The sequence below is a fragment of the Gimesia sp. genome, assembly GCF_048260065.1.
Lineage (GTDB): Bacteria > Planctomycetota > Planctomycetia > Planctomycetales > Planctomycetaceae > Gimesia.
Map to the genome: position 1 here is coordinate 15,672 of NZ_JBLXHC010000006.1, position 21,607 is coordinate 37,278.

Sequence of the window (21,607 nt, forward strand, 5' to 3'; positions counted from 1 at the left end):
GACTGAACAGAATTATAAGGATTCAGGCACAAAACACCAGAGAGTTTTCGTGCTCGCTCTCCCGATCACTTCGATTTCAGGTCCAGTTATTTTAATGATTCCAGATATGCCAGCAGATGTGCCGCCTGTTCGGCAGTCAGATCCCGTAATAACTGATCGGGCATGATCGACTTTTTCTGCATCGTGAGACTCTCGATCTCCTGCGGAGCAATTTCCAGCACCTCATTTTTCGAGTCCTTCAGCCGCACCACAGTCTCATCTTTTTTCAGTAACAGCCCACTCACCACTTTACCAGACTTCAGCAGCACGACACAGGTGAAATACTTCTCGTCGATCTTCTTAGAGGGTTCAATAATATTTTCCAGCAGTTCCAGCCGGGATAGCTTCTTGCCAATCTGCGTCAGATCGGGTCCCACTTCTTTTCCATGCTGATGCACGCGATGACAATTGCGACATTGCAGTCCTGCCATCTCGAAAAACAGTTTTTTCCCCTCGCGTGAATCTCCCGGCAGTGAAACCAGCGCCGCAGAATCGATCTTCACTCCCAGTCGCTTGACCCGTTGATCTTCAGGTAGAAAGCGTTCGAACAGATCGCGTATTTGCGCGCTGGGATGTGTTGTCCCCAGTTGAATGATCTGTTTTCGCATCTGCAGGGAAATCGGCGTTGCATCCAATGTCTGGAGTAACCTCAGTCCGCCGCTGGTGGTCCCCAGAACTTCCAGAAGTTTCTGGCCTACGAAATCCTGGTCTTCGATCTGGACGGCATCTTCCAGCAGATTCCCCTGACGATTTCTTAAACGGGCGACCTCAAATGTAGTGTCCCCGGCAATTCCCGGCAGACTTTCAATCCAGCTGCGAATCAGTCGCGTCCCCCGGGTATCGACGATAGAGGAACCAGAATAAGGCATGCGGCCCTTCCCCAGCTTACTCATCCGATACAGTAACACAGAACGATAGGGATCGCTGGGAGCAATCACCTGAGCATCCAGAATTCCGAACGTTCCCTGAGTCGGTCTGACCCCCATGGCTTTCATGGCATCTATATTCAATCCCGCATCGAGTTCGATGGTCGCGCCCCCTCCCCCATTACTCCGATGACAGTGCCGGCAGTTGGTATGCAGATACGAACGTGCCCGGGAATTCAATGCCTCTTCCGGATCGTAGGGATTGACCAGATAATTCGCGTGGGCCCCTTTCGAATCCGTCCAGACCGATTCCGGCAGCACTTTGACATGCGCCAGTGCTCTCAGTTGGTTGTCGACGGTTTCACCATACTTCTGACTGCGGTTTAATTGCGGTTCTTCAAACGACAGGATCGACAGATAATTCTGATAGGGAGTATGACAGACCGCACACTCGGCCCGACTGGGAATCGGCCACTCGTAATTAATCTTTTTCTCCGGCTGCTCACTCGTGGCAATCTCCAGTTTGATCTGGTCTCCTGATGAGGGCACCAGCGTCGCATCGGTCTGGTCTTCATTCCAGCGATAAGAATACCCCAGCCAGCGTGCGCCGTTAAAATGCATCACCTGCGTTTCCAGGCGATACGCGGTCGCGGGATTCCCCAGTTCGGTTTCGATGGAAATCGTTTTTACCAGCACGCTGTCTTTGGGGAAGTTCCAGATCTTTTTCTTGACGACATCAATGGTCGTCTCATCAGGCAACGCCACAAATCGTTCCGCGGTCGCATAGTCGGCCCAGGCTGGCGCATTGATGCTGTAAGGAATAACGCCGGGAGCCACTTCATGTTTCGCGGTATCCTGAAACAGACCGGTCTGGCTCAGTAATGTCGGGAACTCCGGATTGTGTTCCGATTCCTTTATCGGTACCAGGCGATGAAATCCGCCCCCTTCAATATCGACGATATAAACTTCCCCCGTATCATCGATGGCAAACGCCGTCACTTTCAAGGTGGAGTTGGCCAGTTCTTCATGCCAGTTCACCCGCTTGTCGGAATAGCGCAGCCCCCAGAGTTTTCCCGTGGAATAATCGCCGTAGATGTATGTATCGTTCAGCTCTTTCAGGCGCGGGCTCTCATAGAAATAGCCGCCCGTAATTGAGCGTGCTTCCCGATGCGAATGCACCACGGTCGGCGGAAGAATCGGCGTGGGGCCCGGCTTCAAACCCGGTTTCACCGGCTGCAGTCCTTCCCGGATACTCCAGCCGTAATTGCCTCCCTTTTCCACACGATAGACAAGTTCCCACAATTCCCAGCCGACATCGCCCACCCATAAATCACCATTCTCAGGATGAAAGCACATCTTCCAGGGATTGCGAAATCCATAAGCCCAGATTTCAGGTCGCACCCCTTCCCGATTTACAAACGGGTTGTCGGACGGAATCGAATACGGTTTCGCTTTACCGGCGTGATCCACGTCAATGCGTAAGATACAGGAGAGCAGATTGCTCACATCCTGACCCGCATTATGAATATCCGGCGGAGAAGCGGGTCCGCCATCACCGGTGGAGATATAGAGATATCCCTCCGGCCCGAACCGCAGGCAACCCCCATTGTGTCCCCCCGACAGCCATTCAATCAGAATCTCTTCCGAATCGGGATCGCAGCGCGGAGGATCTGTATCCAGCACCTTGAATCGCGAAACGCGCGTCCCATGCGGCAGTTCCGGTTTCAGCACATAGCAGATATAGACATAACGATTCTCGGCAAACCGGGGATGAAACGTGATCCCGTAGATTTCATTCAGCGCCGGCTCTTTGACCTTCAGATCAAAAAACAGATCGGCCTGGGAAGTTTGCTGATCTTCGTAATTAAACGAAAAGATTTTTCCCTTCCGCTCCGCCACATAGAAACGCTTCTCGCCGGGAGCCGTCGCAATTGCCAGAGGCTGATTGAATTTCAGTTGGGGAAATGCCAGTTCTGTTTCGTAAGGCAAACCCGGTTCGGGCGTCCCCTTGATCTTTGATGTGGTCCAGGGGACCCGTTTCTCCAGACCAAACCGGGCATCCTCTGCCTGAACTGCGGCAATCTGCGTGACGAAACAGGAGAGAACCGTGAAAACAAAAAACCAGGCAGCCAAACGATTATGATTCTCAGGGACTGACATTCAGAATTTCCTCATTCGTCGTTCGTCAGGACGTTTCGCTAGATTTGAGGGCTTAAACTACACTGATACTATTCAACCCTGCGAGACCGGCAAATGCAATTGCGAAACCCCTGCATTCGCCGTGGAAAAAGAATCTCGACCACGCAAACCGGTTATCGCATGTTAACCGGATCGACATCGATGATGTATTCGATCCCTTTTTCGCGAGGCAATTTGCTTTCCACAGCATGCCAGAGCTGCAGGATCTGTTCGACATCAATCGCCGCCAATTGAAAATGATAGCGAAAATATTTTTTTAGTCGAATAATGGGAGCCGGCGCCGGCCCCAGTATCTGGATCTGCAACTGTTTTTCATTCGCCGCGTCACTCAGCATCTGCGCCAGCTCGCGGGCAAAGTGATCGACGTGTTCTTCCTGGGGACCTCGTAAGATCACGCGTGCATAATGCGAAAACGGCGGGGCCAGCATCTCTTTGCGATGCCCCAGTTCGAGCCTCGCAAACCCGAGGAAATCGTGTTCCGCTGCTTTGACAATCGCAGGTTCTGTCGGCGAAGAAGACTGCACAAACACACGTCCTCCCTGCATACCCCGCCCCGTACGACCGGCAACCTGTGCGATCAGTTGAAATGTACGTTCGGAGGCAAACAGATCGGGTTGATGCAGCATGGTATCCGCATCGACGACGCCCACGAGCGTCACATTGGGAAAGTCGAGGCCTTTGGCAATCATCTGAGTTCCCAGCAGAATATCCACTTCACCGCCGGCAAAGGCATTCAGCACACGCGCATGACTGCCTGCGCCGCGCATGGTATCGCTGTCCATCCGCTGACAGGAGTAACCGGGAAACTTGGCTTTGACCTCTTCTTCCAGTCGCTGCGTGCCTGCTCCGACAAAACGCAGCCCCGGTGCACCACAGCCCGGACAATGAGTTGGTGGTTTGGCAGAATAATCGCAACTGTGACAGACCGCCAGATTCTTATCCCGATGCCACGTCAGCGAAATTTCACAATGCGGACACTTCACCGAGTTCCCGCACCCCTTGCACCACAGTGCAGGAGAATATCCCCGCAGATTCAGAAACAGAATCACCTGGCCGCCCGCTCCCAAAGCATGCTGCATCCCGGTAAACAGGACGCGGCCGATGGATTCGTTGCGTCTGATCTGCGCATCGTTCCGCACATCGATAATATTCACATTCGGCATCGGCAGATTGTTCACCCGCCGCGGCATCGAAATCAAAGTATCTTTTTTCTCAATCACCCGTAACCAGGAATTCAACGTCGGGGTCGCGGAACCCAGAATCAGGGGAACCCGCTCCAGTTCGGATCGCTTGCGGGCCACCTCCCGTGCGTGATAGCGGGGCGCGGTCTCCTGTTTGAACGAAGTCTCATGCTCTTCATCAATGATGATCAAACCCAGATGCGGCGCCGGCGCGAAGACAGCACTGCGGGCACCGACGATTACCTGCACCTTGCCGGCGGCGATATTCTGCCAGTGATAATGCCGGTCGCTGTCGGTTAAATGACTGTGTAAGACCGCGACCGAATCAAAGCGGGAGCGAAACCGCTGAATCGCCTGGGGCGTCAGACTGATTTCCGGAACCAGTACAATCGCCTGCTGTCCATAGCTGACCACTTCGCGTATGGCCTGAATATACACTTCGGTTTTGCCGCTGCCGGTCACGCCGTGCAGCACGAACGTCTCACTTTTCTGATTGCGAATCGCCGTCAGAACCTGATCGAGAGCCAGCCGTTGATCCCGGTTCAGCTTGAGGTCATCCTGTTTCTGAATATGCGCATGCACGACGTCATCGTCATTTTCAAAATACTGCATCCGTTTTTGATGACTGCTGATCAATGCTTTCTTTTTCAGCGAGTTCACCGGACCGGACCCACATTCCGCCGCCTGCGTCAGCTCTTCCAGCGTCAGCGGTCGGGCAGCAGATTTGAGCGTATCATAAACGGCACGCTGTTTCGCAGGCAGTTTCTCGATGATTTCGTGCTGCGCTGCTCCGTCCGATCCTTTTGTGAGCGTCACTTCAAATACCGTCACCATCCGGGTTCCGGCCTGGTTTTTGACACCTGCGGGAACCACGCAATCCAGCACCTGTCCCCAGCTGCAGAGATAGCGGTCGGCAATCCACCGTGTCAGTTTCAGCATTTTGGCATTGAACAACGGGCGACTGTCCAGAATCGCTTCGACCGATTTCAGACGCACGCTGGGCAGATTCCCCTCCGCCGGTCCCACGCCGACACAATAACCGGGTGACAGCTGATTTCCTCTGCCAAACGGAACCTGCACCCGATGCCCCGCCCGCAGCAGCGGCCTCAGTTCTTCCGGCACTTTATAATGGAACACGCGATCCACGGGACGATTCAGTACAATTTCCGCCAGGTACAGATCCTGAGCCGATTCCCGTTCCCAGGGCATGGGATTCTCGGGAAGTTCCTCTTCTTCAAACAGGCTCTGTTGCTTCGGTTTACTCATCACGCCAGCTGGATATACTAAGGGAAAGGGTTCTTTTGTTTTGTAACTCTTTCAGGTGATGAACTCAACAAACAATCTCGACTATCGAGATTTCGCGATAAAAGATTCCTCGACCTCCCCGCCTGCCTTGAATGGCGTTCAAAATGAACCGGGAATCGGGATAGAAAACGATCAATCAATGCGTATTGGAATACTAGGCGGAACGTTTGACCCTGTGCACAATGCACATCTTCTGATGGCGGAACAGTGTCGCGAACAATGTGAACTGGATCAAATCTGGTTCATCCCCGCCGGAAACCCGCCCCACAAAGAAGGCAAGAATGTCACGTCCGGCAAACAGCGCCGGGAAATGCTCGATTTCGCGATTGCCGGCCACCCTGCCTTTCTGATCAAAGACCTGGAACTGAACCGCGAAGGTCCCAGTTACACGGTCGTGACGCTGCAGGAACTGAAAGCCCTGCATCCCAAAGACGAATTCTTTCTGATCATCGGTGCGGATTCGGTGAAAGACCTGCATACCTGGCGCGAACCGGAGGCGATTCTGGAACTGGCCAGCCTGATCGGCGTCAATCGCCCTAACATTAGTCTACCAGACCTGACCGATCTGAAACAGAAATTCGGTGAGATTGTCGACTCAAAAATCTTCTGGGTCACCATGCCGGGAATTGAGCTCTCTTCAACCGACATCCGACAGCGAATTCACGAAAACAGAAGTGTCCGCTACATGACGCCGCGCTCCGTCGAAGTTTATATCCACAATAACAGGCTGTATTTAGAGTAAGATTTCCCTAAACTTGGATTTTCACTTCGTTTATGAGGGGGGAACTCTTATAAATAGTGCTGACTACTGGAAATTCCCGCCGGTTTTGATCAGAATTAGTAAGCAGGCTTGCGATGGAGTATTTAATTCGACGCCTGCTGTACAACGTCGGTGTTAAATGGAGACAAGAGGGAAATGGATCACCTGCGTTCATAAATTGCGTACCCACTGAAACCTGCCTGAAAACCTCGCCAGACATTATTGAGACAACATTGATCCTGTTCAATCACACAAAGAGAGAACCGGATTAAAATTTATACCTGTCAGTGTGACTCATCCTCGGCCTGACCAACCTGACAGAAATCGCAAGGAAAAAATGGTTGTCATGGATTCGAAATCTACAACAAAACTCAATACAGAACTGGAAGAAGGAGCCTCGCTTTCAGCCTTTGATTATCAACCCAGAACACGCATTGTGTTCGGCAGCGGTTCCCTGAACCGCCTGGGAGAACTCGCAGTCGCTGAAGGTGCCAGACGGGTCCTGCTGGTCACCGACAAAGGACTGGCAGCCGCCGGACACGAAGCCCGTGCCGTCGCATCGCTCCAGGAGAGTGGCATTGAGATCACCATTTTTGATGACGTTCATGCCAACCCCACGACAGAGGACGTCGAGCGCGGCCTGCAGGTCGCGCGACAGCATGAGATCGATCTGATCGTCGGGCTGGGGGGAGGCAGCAGTATGGACTGCGCCAAAGGCATTAACTTCCTGCTGACTAATGGCGGCAAAATGGAAGACTACTGGGGCGTCGGCAAAGCGACCAGACCGATGCTCCCCTTAATCGCCGTTCCGACAACCGCAGGGACCGGGAGTGAAGCACAGTCCTTTGCCGTCATCGCCCATCCCGAAACACATATGAAAATGGCCTGTGGCGATAAAAAAGCAGCCTGTCGCATCGCCATCCTCGATCCGGAACTCACACTGACAATGCCCCGCTCGGTCACGCATGTCACCGGCATCGATGCTTTAAGCCACGCGTTGGAAACGTTCGTCACCAAGCCTCGCAATGAAATCTCCCAGCTGTTCAGCCGCCGCGCCTGGTCTCTGCTGGCGAAGAGTTTCCCGCAGGTACTCAATTCCCCCAATGACCTGACAGCCCGGGGAAACATGCAACTGGGTGCCCACTTCGCAGGTGCTGCTATTGAAAACTCCATGCTGGGCGCTACGCATGCTCTGGCCAATCCGCTTTCCGCGCATTTCGGCCTCACGCATGGCATTGCCATCGGGATCATGCTGCCTCACGTCATTCGCTTTAATGCGGAACTGGTCGGACCACAATATTCGCTGCTCGCATCGGATCTTGGCCTCTGTGATCCTCAGGATCCTGCCGGTGCGGGTCTGTTAGCCGAACACTTCCAGTCACTGGTTTCACTGGCCGGTGCCCCCACTACGCTTTCCGAATGTGAAGTCGATCTGAACCTGGTAGAGCAGCTGGCGGAAGAAGCGTCCCGACAGTGGACGGGCAACTTCAACCCCCGGCCCGTCGATCAATCCTCGCTAAGGGATTTATACGAATGCGCGTTTTAACAGCGACCCTTTCCAGAATCCGTTGTTCTCCCGCATGGATCACCACGCTCCTGCTGGCCTGCTCAATCTGCAGCGTCACCACTGCGGAGAAACCCGATGTTTCCGGCAAGCCAGGTCCGGCAGCGGAAAATGCCCCCGGAGAATCAGGAAACTGGGCTTCGTTTCGCAACGGCAAACTGCAGCAGGGCATCGCTGATTCAACGCTGCCCGCCGAACTGGAACTGCTCTGGCAACACACCTCTTCTGATGGCATCGCCTCGACCGCAGCGATTGTCGGTGATCGGGTTTATATGGCAGGCCTCAACGGCTATGTCGAATGCCTTGAACTCAAGACAGGTAAACCGATCTGGAAATACCGTTCAATTGAAAATCCCGATCCCAAAGAATTTGCTCCCGGCTTCAAAGCATCGCCACTGGTCACTGCCAATGGCGTCTACCTGGGTGATGAAGACGGCATCTTCCACGCCCTTGATCTCAAGACCGGCAAAAAACTCTGGCAGTTCAAAACCGACGCCGAAATTATCAGCAGCGCGAATGTGACGGCAGACGGAAAACTCCTGTTCGGCAGCTATGACAATTCCCTCTACTGCCTGAATGAAAAAGATGGCGCCCTGTTGTGGCGTTTTGAAACGGACGGCTATGTGAACTGCTCCCCCGCGATCGTGGAAAATTTCACATTCGTGACCGGCTGCGACGAACAGCTCCGGGTGATTGACATCGCTACCGGTAAACAGCACAGTCATATGCCACTGGAAACGTATCTGATTGCTTCACCGGCAATCATGGGTGACAACCTGTATGTCGGCACTTATGCCAGTGAGATTATCTCGGTCAACTGGAAAGAACTGAAAGTCGAATGGCGTTTTAAAGATCCCAAAAAAGAATTTCCCTATCATTCCTCAGCAGCGATTACCAGCGAGTACGTTGTCGCCGGCGGTCGAGATAAACAGATCCATTGTGTGGATCGCAAAACCGGCAAATCGGTCTGGGATTTTGGGACGCGCGGACGGGTGGACAGTTCACCGGTCATTCTCGGCAATCGCGTTTTTATCGGCTCCTCGGACGACAACCTGTATGAACTCGATCTGAAGACCGGCAAGACCCTCTGGAAAAAAAATCTGGGCGATGACATCACCGCTTCACCGGCGATTGGCTCAGGACATTTGGTCATCGGCACAGAATCCCGAAATGGTGCCTTGTATTGTTTCGGAAAGAAGTGACAATAAGAAGTAAGCCCCGGAAACAGTAATACGCACACTCTGATTCCACTGAACATTTAATAACACATTGAGAGAAATATGGATCTGGAAGCAACAGGCACCACCGAAATCGGCAGTTACTTTGTCTCAAACTACCCCCCTTTTTCTCTGTGGAAGCAGGAATACGTCACCCGCATTCATGAGGTACTGAACCAGAGTCCTGATACCTCGATCCCGATGGGACTCTACATTCACATTCCTTTCTGCCGCAAACGCTGCAAATTCTGTTACTTCCGTGTGTACGAAAAACAGAACGCCAAAACCATCGAACGCTACGTCCAGGCGCTGCAGCAGGAATTCGAAATGCTCAGCCAGGTCGAAGCCATCAAAGGGCGTACGCTGGACTTCACTTACTTCGGCGGCGGAACCCCCTCGTATCTCAGTTCGAAACAGCTGCTCTCCGTGCGCGATCGACTCTCCAGCCTGCTCTCCTGGGAGACTGCCAAAGAAGTCACCTTCGAATGCGAGCCGGGAACCCTCAATCTGGAAAAAGTCCAGACCCTCAAAGAGATCGGCATCACCCGTATTTCACTGGGTGTGGAAAGCTTTAACGACACACTGCTGGAAGCCAACGGCCGCGCTCACCTGACTCCCGAAGTCTACAAAGCCTATGACTGGATTCAGCAGGTGGGATTCCCGCAGGTTAACATCGACCTGATTGCCGGCATGATGGGTGAAACTGACGAAAACTGGTCGGAAGCCGTCGAGAAAGCAGCCGAATTCGCTCCGGACAACATCACCATCTACCAGATGGAACTCCCTCACAACACAATCATCTCGAAAGAAATGAAAGAGATGGGCATCACCTCACCCATCGCCGACTGGACCACCAAACGACGCTGGATGAACGAAGCCATCGAAACCCTGCAGGGCAAAGGTTATCACCTTGCCAGCGGCAACGAACTGGTCAAAAACCCCGATACCGACCGCTTTGTCTATCGCGACAATCTGTTCCGTGGCAACGATATCATTGCCACCGGTGTCTCATCCTTCGGACATATGCAGGGCGTGCATTACCAGAACCTCGACCGACTGGAAGACTATCTGGAAACCGTCGAAAAAGGGGAACTCCCCATCAATCGCGCTCTTGAGCCTTCCGAACACCAGCGGCTGATTCGCGAATTTGTCCTGCAGCTCAAAGAAGGTCGCGTGCTGACTCAGCCTTTCAAGGATAAATTTGGCGTTGATCTGACCGAAGAGTTTTCCGAAGCGCTCGATAATCAACAGAAAGCGGGTTATCTCACCTATGACGATTCACAGGTCAAACTGACCCGCAAAGGCATGCTTCAGGCAGACAGTCTGCTGACCGAATATTTCGAACCCGAACACCGTATGGTAAGATACACATAAAATTTCCAGGCTAACTGATAGCTGATACTCCCCTGATCCTCCCCTGATAAAAGAAATCAATTTCAAGTGAACCCACAAGACGAACTCGATGCACTTGTCAAATTGTTCCCCAACGAACAACGACTGTTCGAACGGGCTGAACACGTTTCCTCTGCCAGTCTGCCGGAACCTTACAAATCGTTACTCGCACACTATCACCATATGACCGTCACGATGGAGGAATATCATAAAACGTCCGTCGATGTGACCGTGCTTGATCAGCGACTCGATGAAAATGTCTACAGTCGAAAAATCCTGTTATCCAAGAGTGGCACCGACGACGTCGTCCAGTTCGGGATCGTCAGATTCAATTTTGACTATGTGACTCAGGCCGTGAAAGATGAAATCCTCGCGGGAGAAATTCCCCTGGGTCGCGTATTAATCAACCATAACGTACTCAGACATGTCGACCTGGGAGCCGTACTCCGGATTACAGCCGGTCCCGGTCTGTCGAAAGTCATGAAAATCGAACCGGGCCAGGTGACCTATGGACGTCTGGCAACCATTTTTTGTAATCAACAACCGGCAATTGACCTCTTGGAAGTTTCGGCTCCACTGCTATAACTCTCTGGAAACCAGCACGGGGCGGGGCGACCTCCCGTTCACCAGCGTGTCTCTGGGTCTGGTCGACTCGACCTGATTGGCAGCAGAGACACAATAAAACACTGCTTGCTCGCTAACTGAATTTATACTGACTGACTAAGGGTTTTCCATGCTTGATACGGACCTGAAAGAACAGCCTGAACTCGAATCTGAATACGATGTTGTGATCATCGGAGCCGGCCCCGCAGGCTCTACAGTGGCTGCCCTGCTGGCCGAACAGGGACGCAATACCCTGGTAGTCGATCGCGCCCGCTTTCCCCGCTTCCACGTCGGCGAATCATTGATTCCGGAAACCTACTGGCCTCTCAAACGACTCGGCCTGATTGAACGGCTCAAGCAGACAGCATTTCCCAAAAAACTCAGCGTCCAGTTTGTGACAGATGAAGGCGTCGAAACGATGCCTTTTTACTTCCACGACTACAAAGATCACGAAAGCTCACAAACCTGGCAGGTCTATCGTGCCGAATTTGACCAGATGCTCATCGACAATGCTCAGTCTAAAGGTGCCACCTTCCACAACGAAGCCCAAGTGACTGACCTGCTGACACAAGACGAACAGGTCACCGGCGTCAAAGTCAAACTGAGCAAGCAGGAAACACGCAACATCACTGCCAGACTGGTCGTTGATGCCAGCGGGCAATCCGGCTTCATTGCCAATCGACTGAAACTCAAACAGACGGATCCGGTACTCAGGAAAGGAACGGTCTGGGCACACTTCAAAAATGCACAACGCGATCCCGGTATCGACGAAGGAGCCACCCTCATCCTGCAGACCGAAGGCAAACGCTCCTGGTTCTGGTATATCCCGCTGCAGGACAACGTGGTCAGCATCGGCTGTACCGGCGACATGAACTACATGTTCTCCAAAGAGCGAGGCAACAGCGAGGAAATCTTCTTTCAGGAAGTCGAACGCTGCATCGGTATTAAACGCCGCCTGACCGAAGCCCAGCCGGTCACCGAGTTCATGACCACCCAGGATTTCTCCTACCACACCACACAGCCTGTCGGCCCCGGCTGGATGCTGGCCGGCGACGCACTCGGCTTCATCGATCCCGTTTACTCCAGCGGCGTCTTCCTGGCAATGAAATCAGGCGAACTGATTGCCGATGCCATCAACGAAGCGTATGAAACAGACGACTTTTCAGTCGAGCGTCTGAGCCAGTGGTATCCCGGTTATAAAGAAGGCGTCGATAACTTCCGTAAGCTGGTCTACGCATTCTACACCCCCGGTTTCAGTTTCGGAAACTTCCTCAGACAATACCCGCAATTCAAATCGAACCTCGTCGACATCCTGATCGGCGATGTCTTCAAACCCGAAGTCGCCGAGATGTTTACCGTCATGCAGGAAGAAATTCCCGAACTGGCAGACACCGACGACTCTCCGATGACGATGAAAAAATAACAGGGATCACAGGCTGAACTTTTCTCCGCGCATCAAAAAAGCCCTGCTGCAGTCATCACCGCAGCAGGGCTGAATTCTTATTAAGTCAGTCTAGTCTTTCTTATACTCGGGTGCTTTGCCCAGGGGATATAGGTCCCATTTGCGAACCCACATTTCAGCCATTTCGGTCTGCACCAGCAGTTTGCCGTGATCTGGTTTGGCGTTATAGCCACCATTTACGACGACGCCGTTGACCAGGTATTCAATCTCGCCATCTTTACAGATGACATCCATCCGCGTCCATTCGCCGAACTTGCTTTCGACGTCATCTTTGCCACGGAAACCGACTTTGTCCGCCCAGTCAGGATCACGTCCCCACCAGTTGATGCGACCGGCGCTCAGAGTGATTTCTTCGCCGTCCTTCTTCCAGACTTTTTCACCATCGCGGTCTTTGGTAATTTTTGTGGTCAGTGAGGTTGGAATCGTCTCGCCGGTCTTGGGATCTTTCCCCGTTAAGACCAGAATATCGCCGACGCCCCCTTCAATGATCTGTGCTTCGATGGAAGCCATCCAGGTATTGCCGTAACCGCCGTCCGGACCATGGCAGTGAATCAGTACGCCGGAATCACGGGCACGATCTTCCCGCTTGCCCCAGGTTTTTTCGCCCCATTTGAATTCGATGACCATGTGATAATCACGGTAATCCTTCTTCGTAATCAGGCCGCCGTATCCGTCGCCGGAAATATGCAGCATGCCGTCTTTCACGGTAAAGATCTTACGTGGATCTTCGTAAGCAGTATCACGATTCCAGACATACAGGCCGTCCAGATTCTTGCCGTTAAACAGATGAATCACTCCGTCTTTGGGAGTAATGACTTTGTCGCCCGCTTCCGCTCCTACACTCCAGACAGCAGCCAGACAGACACAGGTGATCGTCAGTAGTCGTTTCAAAACCATTTGCGCTTTCCTGAATTAAACTGCACCGGGCGAGAAACCAGTCTCTGCCCTGCACTTCTACAAAACCCGTTTGCGGGCTCAACCGAAAGTAACTTCTTTAATAAAATTAAGTTATTGAATAGAGCGACTCTTCGCAAGAAGGAAGCTGAAAAAAGTCGCCACTCGAGTCAAAATAGAAAAGCGGGGACACCCGGTTTCATCAGCTGATTTTAAATCATCCCAGCAAAAAAGCCTGCGGCGGGCAGGCTTGAAATAGCGAATCAGGGATGAATCAGGAGCGATTTTTTATCGCGACGGCGGAGGCATCGTGCGGATGCAGGCTTTCCAGGTGATTGATCTCCACGCGGAAGTCTTTCACGCCGGCATACCCTTCCAGAGCCCCTTTCAGTTTGCGGGCAGCGTCTTCGCAGAACATCAGATTCGCACCATTGAGTCGGGCGAACTCCTGCTCGTCTTCCCGTTTGACTGCCGTCTGCACCGGCGTGGCAATCACGCGTTCCAGGTAATCGATCAGTGACTCGATCGGAAATTCTTCGACGTCGCTTTCCAGTTCGACACAGACATCCGCATGGCTGCGCTGACTGTGGGGCACTGCCAGGATCGCTTCCGGTGTCCCCAGCCACTCCATGATTTCATCATGCGTCAGCTCGCTGCGATCGCCGAATCGATTTTCGAACGCCTGCTGAATTAACTGACGGGATAAAGCCGCCGAACAGGGGCAGGCACTGGAATAAGTCAGCCTGACTTCCAGCTGATGCCGAAACACGCCTTGCTGGCAGGCACTTTGAATTTTGACCGGATACGCACGCCAGCCTGCATGATCGGAGAGTAACGCCGGGCGTTTCAGGGAATGCTCGTAGGTTAATGTCAGATAACTGCTGGAGCTCATATCCTCATGCGTGCGAATGAAATCCTTCAGGATCTGGTTGACCACAGGCAGTGTGAGTTCGGTATCCGCCAGTCGATTGTTCAGGCTCAGAAACAACCGTGACATGTGAATGCCTTTGACATTTTCATCATCCAGGCTGACGGCAGCATCTGCCCGGGCCGGTGTGCGAAAGATTTCGCCCGATGCATCGCGTAACCGCAATACCAGTTCCACCCCTGACATCCCCACACGTTCCAGTGTCCCCCCTGTCAAAGGCAGAGAATCATTGGCGACATCGGGCATCAGGATTTTCGAGGAGGCAACCCGGGAGTCGGAGGACTTGACGGATGGCGTACCCTCTTCGGTAGATCCCATCTGCTTGAGATTCAGCGCATCGGAAACAAATTCAAACATACAAACGTCTTTCATTGGTCTGTCACTGCTGTAACGCTGCTGGTACTGAAAAGCGTTCACTGAAGTTTTCTGAAGCGTTCTTACCGGGTCAACTCACACGGAAGTACGAAAGTGGTTCAAAAACTCAGTGGGAGACAGTCTTTGTAATTCATCTGAAATTAATCAAAACCATTCGTTGTTGCATACTATAGCAAAGTTTTGTCTGTATATCATTTAGTCCTGTGGTATCTTTTTTCAAGTATCAAAATTCTGTAATTTGCAGCCCAGAATCGAAATAAGCCCTTTTATGAACTGAAATTACGACTATTCCAGCATACCGATTCGCTGCGGAAGTCCGGGGGAATTATACCAGACAGGTTAGACAGTCAAGCGATTCCGACCTGAACAGCCGTAACTAAGGCACCAGCGGCCTGGCGGCAGAAACAGAGTGACTCTTGTTCCGCTCCCAGCCCTGGGGGGGCTGCAAAGTTTCAATCGGAATCCGTTCCGGCTCCTGTCCGATGAATCCGGGCTGCTGTAAAGGCGTATGCAGGGACGCCTGTTGAATATTCATCCGATTGGACTGCTGCGTCAGAAAGTTTGACAGGCGATTCGTTTCGGTATGCATCGGATTCAAGGTCAATGCCTGCGTCACCGCCGGATACACTTTCTCCATCTGATTGGCCTGCAGACAGGCATACGCCAGCCGATACCAGTCGTCAGCAGAAACCTTGTCGCGATTCTTGAGCGCCTGTTCCAGACAAGCGACAGAGTCCGACCAGCGCGATTCGGCTCCATATGCGATTCCGAGTAACCATTCTGCCTCGGCCCGCTGATCAATGGTTGCACTGGTATTATGACAGATGGGACGCAGGATTGGCGTTGCCCGGTTCGGTTCTCCCAGCTTGATCTCCAGCCCGGCCAGTTTCAGCCGTGAGACGATGTTGTAAGGTTCGACCTGTAATACACGATGATACGTCTCGACTGCTGAAGAATTCAGTCCCGCCAGTTCCTCCAGTTCCCCTTTCAGAATCAGAGCACGGATATTCGTCGGATCCAGCATCAGCCCCAGTTCCAGGTTTTTCAACGCATCCGTGTATTGTTTCTTCTCATACAGCAGGTAAGAGAGGTCGATATAAGGTCGCGGATCATCGGGGGCCAGAACCGTCGTCTTCTGCAACTGCTGGATTGCCTCTTCCGAATACCCGTTGGCAATCAGAAATTCAGAGAGCTGCTGACGCACAGCCGCATTGTTGGGATTCGATGCGACGGCCTGCTTCAGCAGTTCCGCAGCCTGCTCCTGGCGACCACTTTCACTCGCGACCCGCACCTGTTCGACCAGGTCCTGCGACTCGGAATCCAGAATCGCCATCTTCTGCTTCCAGCTCACACATCCCGAACAGACAAGCATCAGCATCGCTACGGAGAACCAGCGTCTGCTGTTTCGGAACATCGTCCTCCAGGCGCAATCTGAGCGGCTCCAGTTCGGCAGGCCGAACCGGGACTCGGAAAACGTATTGGCACAACGATCTCTCATACGCGCTGGTGATCTTCCTCCATGAAGTCACAAAGCCGAAGTGAAATGATCAGGTAATCCGCCTGATTCAGGCCGCGAACGTTACCATTTTTCTTAATTTCAGGGTAGAGGAACTCGGCTGTTTTTCATGCTGATTCGACCGTAGGCCTCATTCTTCCCGCCGAAATGAGTCGCCACCTGACTCTGAACCAGAGTATTTTTATTAAGTCTTTTCAACGCATCAACTTATCATCACCCGTTGATTGGAAATGATCTCCAGCGTGCTCAGAATCAGGATTGAGCCTCAAAAACAGGTGCAATCACGAGAAATCTGACTTTAGTTAAAATAGAGACTATCGCGAATAATTATAAATTACCCTTTAAAAACTTACTTTAACCGACCGGACCAACAATCCCAATCATTGACATCGGTACGATCGTCCGGGTACAAAAGAGTAACTTATGGATAAGTTTTCGATATATTCGAAAAAATTGGAAGTTTAGAGAATCTGGCGTGATGGACTACGTCTTCTTTCGGCATGGCTTACTGCCCCTGGTCGTGCAACAGTTAAGCTCGATTTAAAAAGGTCGAATGGATGATGAGTCTTCGTAAAAAAATGAACCTGAAAAAAGTATGCCTGACGGTTGGTTGTTTCCTGACCATCGGCATGATCTCTCTGGCTGAGTCCAACGCGGGAATCATTCCCTGGACTTACAATGCCATCTTTGGCCCCAGTCGCAACGGTCCCATGGCCTACAGCGCCGGCTATGCACCTGTCCCCTACACTGCCAATTATGGTGGGTATGGCATGATGAATAGCGGCAGTTGCTGCGGGCAACCGGGCTACACCAGCTACTACGGCGGCACCATGAACAATGCTCAGGCACGACGCAGTTCGCGAGCCGCTTACCGCTGGTACCTGCTCAACAACCCTCAGGTGGTTGGCGTCAGTTACCGTAATTTCAATGGCGGAACCGCCTACGCTTCCACCGGCAGTTATTATGGCCCGGTCGGTTGTGGATCCTGCGGAATGAGTGGCTGTGGTATCGGCGGATGTGCAACAGGTGCCTGCGGTGCTTCCGGCTGCAGTACCGGACAATGCGGGGTTTCCTACAACCCGGCGTCTGCCAGTACTCCGACCCCCGATCCGAATTCCGGCGCTCCTGTTCCTCAGCCTCGGGAAGTAGAAAGCACAACCCCAAAAACATTTGCTGATGATCCTATGAATTCCGGCAGTCCACAACCAGGTGTGGAAGATTCCGGATTCGAAAAGCGTCGCTATGATCGCAGCCCCATGGAAACCACTCCCATGCCGAAAAACGAAGCGGAAGACTTGTTCAAAGTCCCCCTGAATCGGGATGTGGAAGAACTGCCGATGCCAGGTGCGAAACCCGCAACTCCCCCGATTCCGGGTACAGAGCGCAAACAACCTGACTTCGGTACAGAGAAACCTGATTTCGGTACAGAGAAAAAAGGGAACGACGATTTCTTCAATGGCGGCAGCACAGATGCCTTTAAGCCAACACCTGAAGGAAAACTTCCGAAAACCGCGATCCCTCAGAAAAAGACGGCTCCCATTGAAGAACCGACACTGAAGGCTCCCAAAGCAGAGCAGGAAACGAACTTTCCTCCACTGCGGGTACGTCCTTTGAATCTCGATCAGAAAATCACCTGGAAATCAGCACCCCGTGCAGATCGGCTGACGATTCGTACCAGCTTCTCTGCTCCCAAGGTTGCCAAGCAGGATGTGCCTGTGAATTCCGGCTGGTTTGCGATTACCGATTCAGCAAAAATTGCCAGCAACTGATTGTTGCAATTCGAAGTCTCAACAAAGTGCAAGTGCCTGACCGCCTTGCACTTTTTTTATGCGCCAATCCCGTTATCGTAAGAAGCATACGACATCATTTTTGTTTTCCACTCTCTTTGATCAAACATCCGGATTCGGAACATGCAAAACTCAGAAATCGCACGCCAGTTTGAGGAACTGGCAGACCTGCTGGAAATTCAGGGCGCCAATCCCTTTCGGCTCCGCGCTTATCGAAACGCCGCACGCACCATCTCCGGACTGCCTGACTCCATTCAGGATCTTGTTGAATCAGATCCCAAAGAACTGCAGGAACTACCCGGTATCGGCAAAGACCTCGCCGAAAAAATTGTCACGATTGTCGAAACTTCGACGCTCCCTCAACTGGAAGAACTCAAAGAACAGATTCCGGCAGACGTCGTACGCATGCTCGATATTCCCGGAATTGGTCCTAAAAAAGTAGCGTTTCTCTTTTCGGAACTTTCGATTCAGTCACTGGATGACCTCAAAGCAGCCGCCGAAAATGGTGTGATTGCCGAGCAGAAAGGCTTCGGCAAAAAAACAGAACAGATCATTCTGGAAGGTCTGGAACAACTCAGTCAGGCCGGTAACCGTGTCCGACTTGCCGATGCCAAGGCGCAGTCTGACGCCATCATTCACGATCTCAGCGAACTCGATTCAGTCCAGCAGATATCCGAAGCCGGCAGCTGTCGCAGGCGGAAAGAATCCGTGGGTGACCTGGATGTGCTTGTGACTTCCAGTCAGCCCGCTGAAGTTATGGATGCTCTCGCGGACCACGAACTGGTCAATAAAGTTCTCGCGCGCGGCGATACCAAACAACGCGTCAGGCTCAATTCAGGTCTCGAACTCGACCTGCGTGTCGTCCCTGAAGAATCGTATGGCGCCGCCCTGCTCTACTTTACCGGTTCCAAAGAACATAACATCGTGCTCAGGCGCCGCTCTCAGGATCGTGGGCTCAAACTGAATGAGTACGGCCTGTTTCGCGAAGACGAACTCGTTTCAGGCAAAACCGAAGAAGAAGTTTACAAAGCACTCGATCTTCCCTGGATCCCGCCGGAAATTCGCGAAGACCGGATGGAGTTTGCCGCTGCAGAAAAAAATGAACTGCCGGAACTGATCGAACTGAAAGACATTCGCGGCGACCTGCATATGCATACGACGGCCACCGATGGAACGGCTTCCATTCTGGAAATGGCAGAGGGCGCCAAAGCCAAAGGCTATCAATACATCGCCATCACCGATCATTCCAAACGGGTCACCATGGCCAACGGCCTGGATGCTAAACGTCTGCGAGCACACTGGAAAGAAATTGAAAAAGTACAAGCCAAAATTTCCGGCATTCAGATTCTGAAAGGCATTGAATGCGACATCCTTGAAGATGGCAGCATGGATCTGCCCGATGATGTTCTCAGCGAAGCCGACTGGGTCATTGCCGTTTTACATTACGGCCTCAAGCAGCCTCAGAAGCAGATCAATCAACGTCTGTTGAATGCCATCCAGAATCCCAATGTCTCGATCATCGGCCATCTATCCGGTCGACTGATCGGCAAACGTCCCGGTGCCGACCTCAATTACGGGGAGATCCTCAAAGCGGCCGCCGACTATGGCACCATGCTGGAAATCAACGCACATCCGATGCGACTCGATATCGATGACATTCACGCCGCCCGGGCCAAAGAACTGGGCATTCCGATTGTCATTAATACTGATGCGCACAGTGTCTCCGGGCTGGATGTCATGCAGTACGGCATCTATCAGGCACGCCGGGCCGGGCTCACGAAAAAAGATGTCGCGAATACAAAAACATGGAAGCAATTCCAGAAATTGTTGAAAACCTCGAAATAAACTTTCATCCATTTTCCGGAATGTTCCGTTACCCCGACTGAATACACAGAGCGCATCACATTTAACCATAGCGTCTGTCAACATAAGATACTCGGTCCAAATGGACCTGGAGACGCTACAGTAAAACTGGACGCAGTCTAGATCAAACAGGAACGAACCTTCATGCCGAATTCACTGGAACTGCTGATCCGCTCTGGAAACCCTCTCATCTCCATCGAGACTCTGGATGAACAGCGTGCCTTAAAAGTGATTCGCGACATCGCGCTGAAACTGAAGAAACCCATCTTTGAATGGTCAACAACCGCCGGGTTATGCAAGCTGGAAAATGGCAGCCTGAAATCGCCGACGGTGCCCGGCGGAAAACCGGAACAGTCTTTAACCTTCATCCGTCAGAATACTGATGAAGACCTGTTTATTTTCAAGGATCTGGGAGCCTACTGTCGGGACAGTGTTGTCAACCGCATGCTCCGCGATCTGATGGAAACGTGCCATGATAAAAAATCGACGATCATTCTGATCGATGCCTTTCCGCTTCCCGACGAAATCAAACGCTTCACCATCCGCTACGAGCTGGGCTGGCCGACCACAGAGGAATTATCCGATGTCATCAAGCAGACCTACAATAAAATCAAACGGGAAAGCGATTCCGAAATCAGAGCCAGCCTGACCCGCCGCGAAATGGAACAGCTCGTGTTGACCATGCGGGGACTCAGTTGCAGTGAAGTCGAACGCGTTATCAGCTCAGCGATCCTGCAGGATAATGACCTCAATGCCAATGACCTTCCCCACATCATCGAAGCCAAACGCACCCTGCTGGGTTCTACCGGCTGCCTGGAATCGATCGCCGTCGATGTCAAATCAGAAGAAGTCGGCGGCCTCAATAAACTGAAAGACTGGTTGAAACTTCGTCGGGGTGGCTTTACTAAAAAAGCACAGGACTACGGCATCGAACCTCCCCGTGGCGTGCTGATGCTCGGAGTTCCCGGTTCGGGCAAGAGCCTCTGTGCGAAAATGGTCGCCTCGGACTGGAATATGCCACTCCTGCGTCTGGACCCGGGCATGCTCTATCAGAAATTTATCGGCGAAAGCGAAAACCAGCTGCGACAGGCGCTCTCCCAGGCCGAATCGATGGCCCCCGTAATCCTCTGGATCGATGAGATTGAAAAAGCATTCGCGTCTGCATCAGGTTCCTCCGCGGACGGCGGTCTCTCCAAACGCATGTTCGGCACACTGCTCGCCTGGATGCAGGACCATCGCCATCCGATTTTCATTATTGCCACAGCCAACGACATTTCGGCGCTGCCACCGGAACTGATGCGCAAGGGGCGTTTTGATGAAGTCTTCTTTGTCGACCTGCCGACACCTGCTGCCCGTGAACAGATTCTGAAAATCCATCTGGAGCGCCGCAAACGCGATTCTGATCAGTTTGATCTGCGTTCCCTGGCGGCGCTGGCGGAAGACTTTACAGGTTCGGAACTGGAACAGGCGGTCATGTCCGGTCTGTTCGCTGCCTTTTCTGAAAATGCTGAAATTGAAGATCGGCACATCGCTTCTGAAATCCAGAAAACACGTCCACTGGCCGTGCTGATGCAGGAACGGATCAGCCAACTGCGTCTCTGGGCACAGAATCGCTGCGTGTCCGCTGATTAGCGACCGCCTGACTGTTTCCACCGG

General features: G+C 52.4%; 14 protein-coding genes. 9 read left to right on the forward strand and 5 right to left on the reverse strand.

The annotated features are described in order from the left end of the window. Nucleotides 1–86: 86 nt before the first annotated feature. Both ACN0YN_RS12895 and priA read right to left on the reverse strand, forming a co-directional pair. Nucleotides 87–3,065: a PQQ-dependent sugar dehydrogenase gene (locus tag ACN0YN_RS12895; protein ID WP_417385426.1), complete on the reverse strand. Its 2,979-nt coding sequence runs from the start codon at nt 3,063–3,065 to the stop codon at nt 87–89. A gap of 152 nt (nt 3,066–3,217) precedes the next feature. Then, nucleotides 3,218–5,551: a replication restart helicase PriA gene (gene priA, locus ACN0YN_RS12900; protein WP_417385427.1), complete on the reverse strand. Its 2,334-nt coding sequence runs from the start codon at nt 5,549–5,551 to the stop codon at nt 3,218–3,220. A gap of 178 nt (nt 5,552–5,729) precedes the next feature. Between priA and nadD the strand changes: the two genes are divergently transcribed. The 6 genes from nadD (at nt 5,730) to ACN0YN_RS12930 (ending at nt 12,549) form a co-directional block, all read left to right on the forward strand. Further along, nucleotides 5,730–6,332 carry a nicotinate-nucleotide adenylyltransferase gene (nadD, locus tag ACN0YN_RS12905; protein WP_417385428.1) on the forward strand — a complete coding sequence of 201 codons (603 nt, stop codon included), beginning with the start codon at nt 5,730–5,732 and terminating at the stop codon, nt 6,330–6,332. Between the two features lie 355 nt (nt 6,333–6,687). Then, nucleotides 6,688–7,896 (forward strand): iron-containing alcohol dehydrogenase, encoded by a 1,209-nt coding sequence (locus tag ACN0YN_RS12910; protein WP_417385429.1) that lies wholly within the window; start codon nt 6,688–6,690, stop codon nt 7,894–7,896. Further along, nucleotides 7,884–9,116 (forward strand): PQQ-binding-like beta-propeller repeat protein, encoded by a 1,233-nt coding sequence (locus ACN0YN_RS12915; protein WP_417385430.1) that lies wholly within the window; start codon nt 7,884–7,886, stop codon nt 9,114–9,116. The genes ACN0YN_RS12910 and ACN0YN_RS12915 overlap by 13 nt, the downstream gene beginning before the upstream one ends. A 78-nt stretch (nt 9,117–9,194) precedes the next feature. After that, nucleotides 9,195–10,505, forward strand: a complete 1,311-nt coding sequence (locus ACN0YN_RS12920; RefSeq protein ID WP_417385431.1) for a coproporphyrinogen-III oxidase family protein — start codon at nt 9,195–9,197, stop codon at nt 10,503–10,505. A 66-nt stretch (nt 10,506–10,571) separates the two neighbouring features. After that, nucleotides 10,572–11,108 (forward strand): hypothetical protein, encoded by a 537-nt coding sequence (locus ACN0YN_RS12925; RefSeq protein ID WP_417385432.1) that lies wholly within the window; start codon nt 10,572–10,574, stop codon nt 11,106–11,108. 148 nt (nt 11,109–11,256) lie between these two features. Further along, entirely contained in the window at nt 11,257–12,549 is a 1,293-nt protein-coding gene (locus ACN0YN_RS12930) for an NAD(P)/FAD-dependent oxidoreductase (RefSeq protein ID WP_417385433.1), read from the forward strand. A gap of 90 nt (nt 12,550–12,639) precedes the next feature. Here the strand turns inward: ACN0YN_RS12930 and ACN0YN_RS12935 are convergent, their stop codons facing one another. The 3 genes from ACN0YN_RS12935 to ACN0YN_RS12945 form a co-directional block, all read right to left on the reverse strand. Continuing rightward, entirely contained in the window at nt 12,640–13,485 is an 846-nt protein-coding gene (locus tag ACN0YN_RS12935; protein ID WP_417385434.1) for a 3-keto-disaccharide hydrolase, read from the reverse strand. Between the two features lie 271 nt (nt 13,486–13,756). Beyond that, on the reverse strand, nt 13,757–14,767 hold the full coding sequence (folE2, locus tag ACN0YN_RS12940; protein ID WP_417385435.1) for a GTP cyclohydrolase FolE2: 1,011 nt from the start codon (nt 14,765–14,767) through the stop codon (nt 13,757–13,759). A gap of 394 nt (nt 14,768–15,161) precedes the next feature. Then, the gene (locus ACN0YN_RS12945; protein ID WP_417385436.1) at nt 15,162–16,199 is read right to left on the reverse strand and encodes a tetratricopeptide repeat protein; all 1,038 of its coding nucleotides are present in this window, start codon (nt 16,197–16,199) and stop codon (nt 15,162–15,164) included. Between the two features lie 659 nt (nt 16,200–16,858). Between ACN0YN_RS12945 and ACN0YN_RS12950 the strand changes: the two genes are divergently transcribed. The 3 genes from ACN0YN_RS12950 to ACN0YN_RS12960 all read left to right on the forward strand — a co-directional run bounded on the left by ACN0YN_RS12950 (nt 16,859) and on the right by ACN0YN_RS12960 (nt 21,583). Continuing rightward, the gene (locus tag ACN0YN_RS12950; protein WP_417385437.1) at nt 16,859–18,070 is read left to right on the forward strand and encodes a hypothetical protein; all 1,212 of its coding nucleotides are present in this window, start codon (nt 16,859–16,861) and stop codon (nt 18,068–18,070) included. A gap of 141 nt (nt 18,071–18,211) precedes the next feature. Then, nucleotides 18,212–19,933, forward strand: a complete 1,722-nt coding sequence (polX, locus tag ACN0YN_RS12955; protein ID WP_417385438.1) for a DNA polymerase/3'-5' exonuclease PolX — start codon at nt 18,212–18,214, stop codon at nt 19,931–19,933. Between the two features lie 162 nt (nt 19,934–20,095). Beyond that, nucleotides 20,096–21,583 (forward strand): AAA family ATPase, encoded by a 1,488-nt coding sequence (locus ACN0YN_RS12960; RefSeq protein ID WP_417385439.1) that lies wholly within the window; start codon nt 20,096–20,098, stop codon nt 21,581–21,583. Nucleotides 21,584–21,607 lie beyond the last annotated feature (24 nt).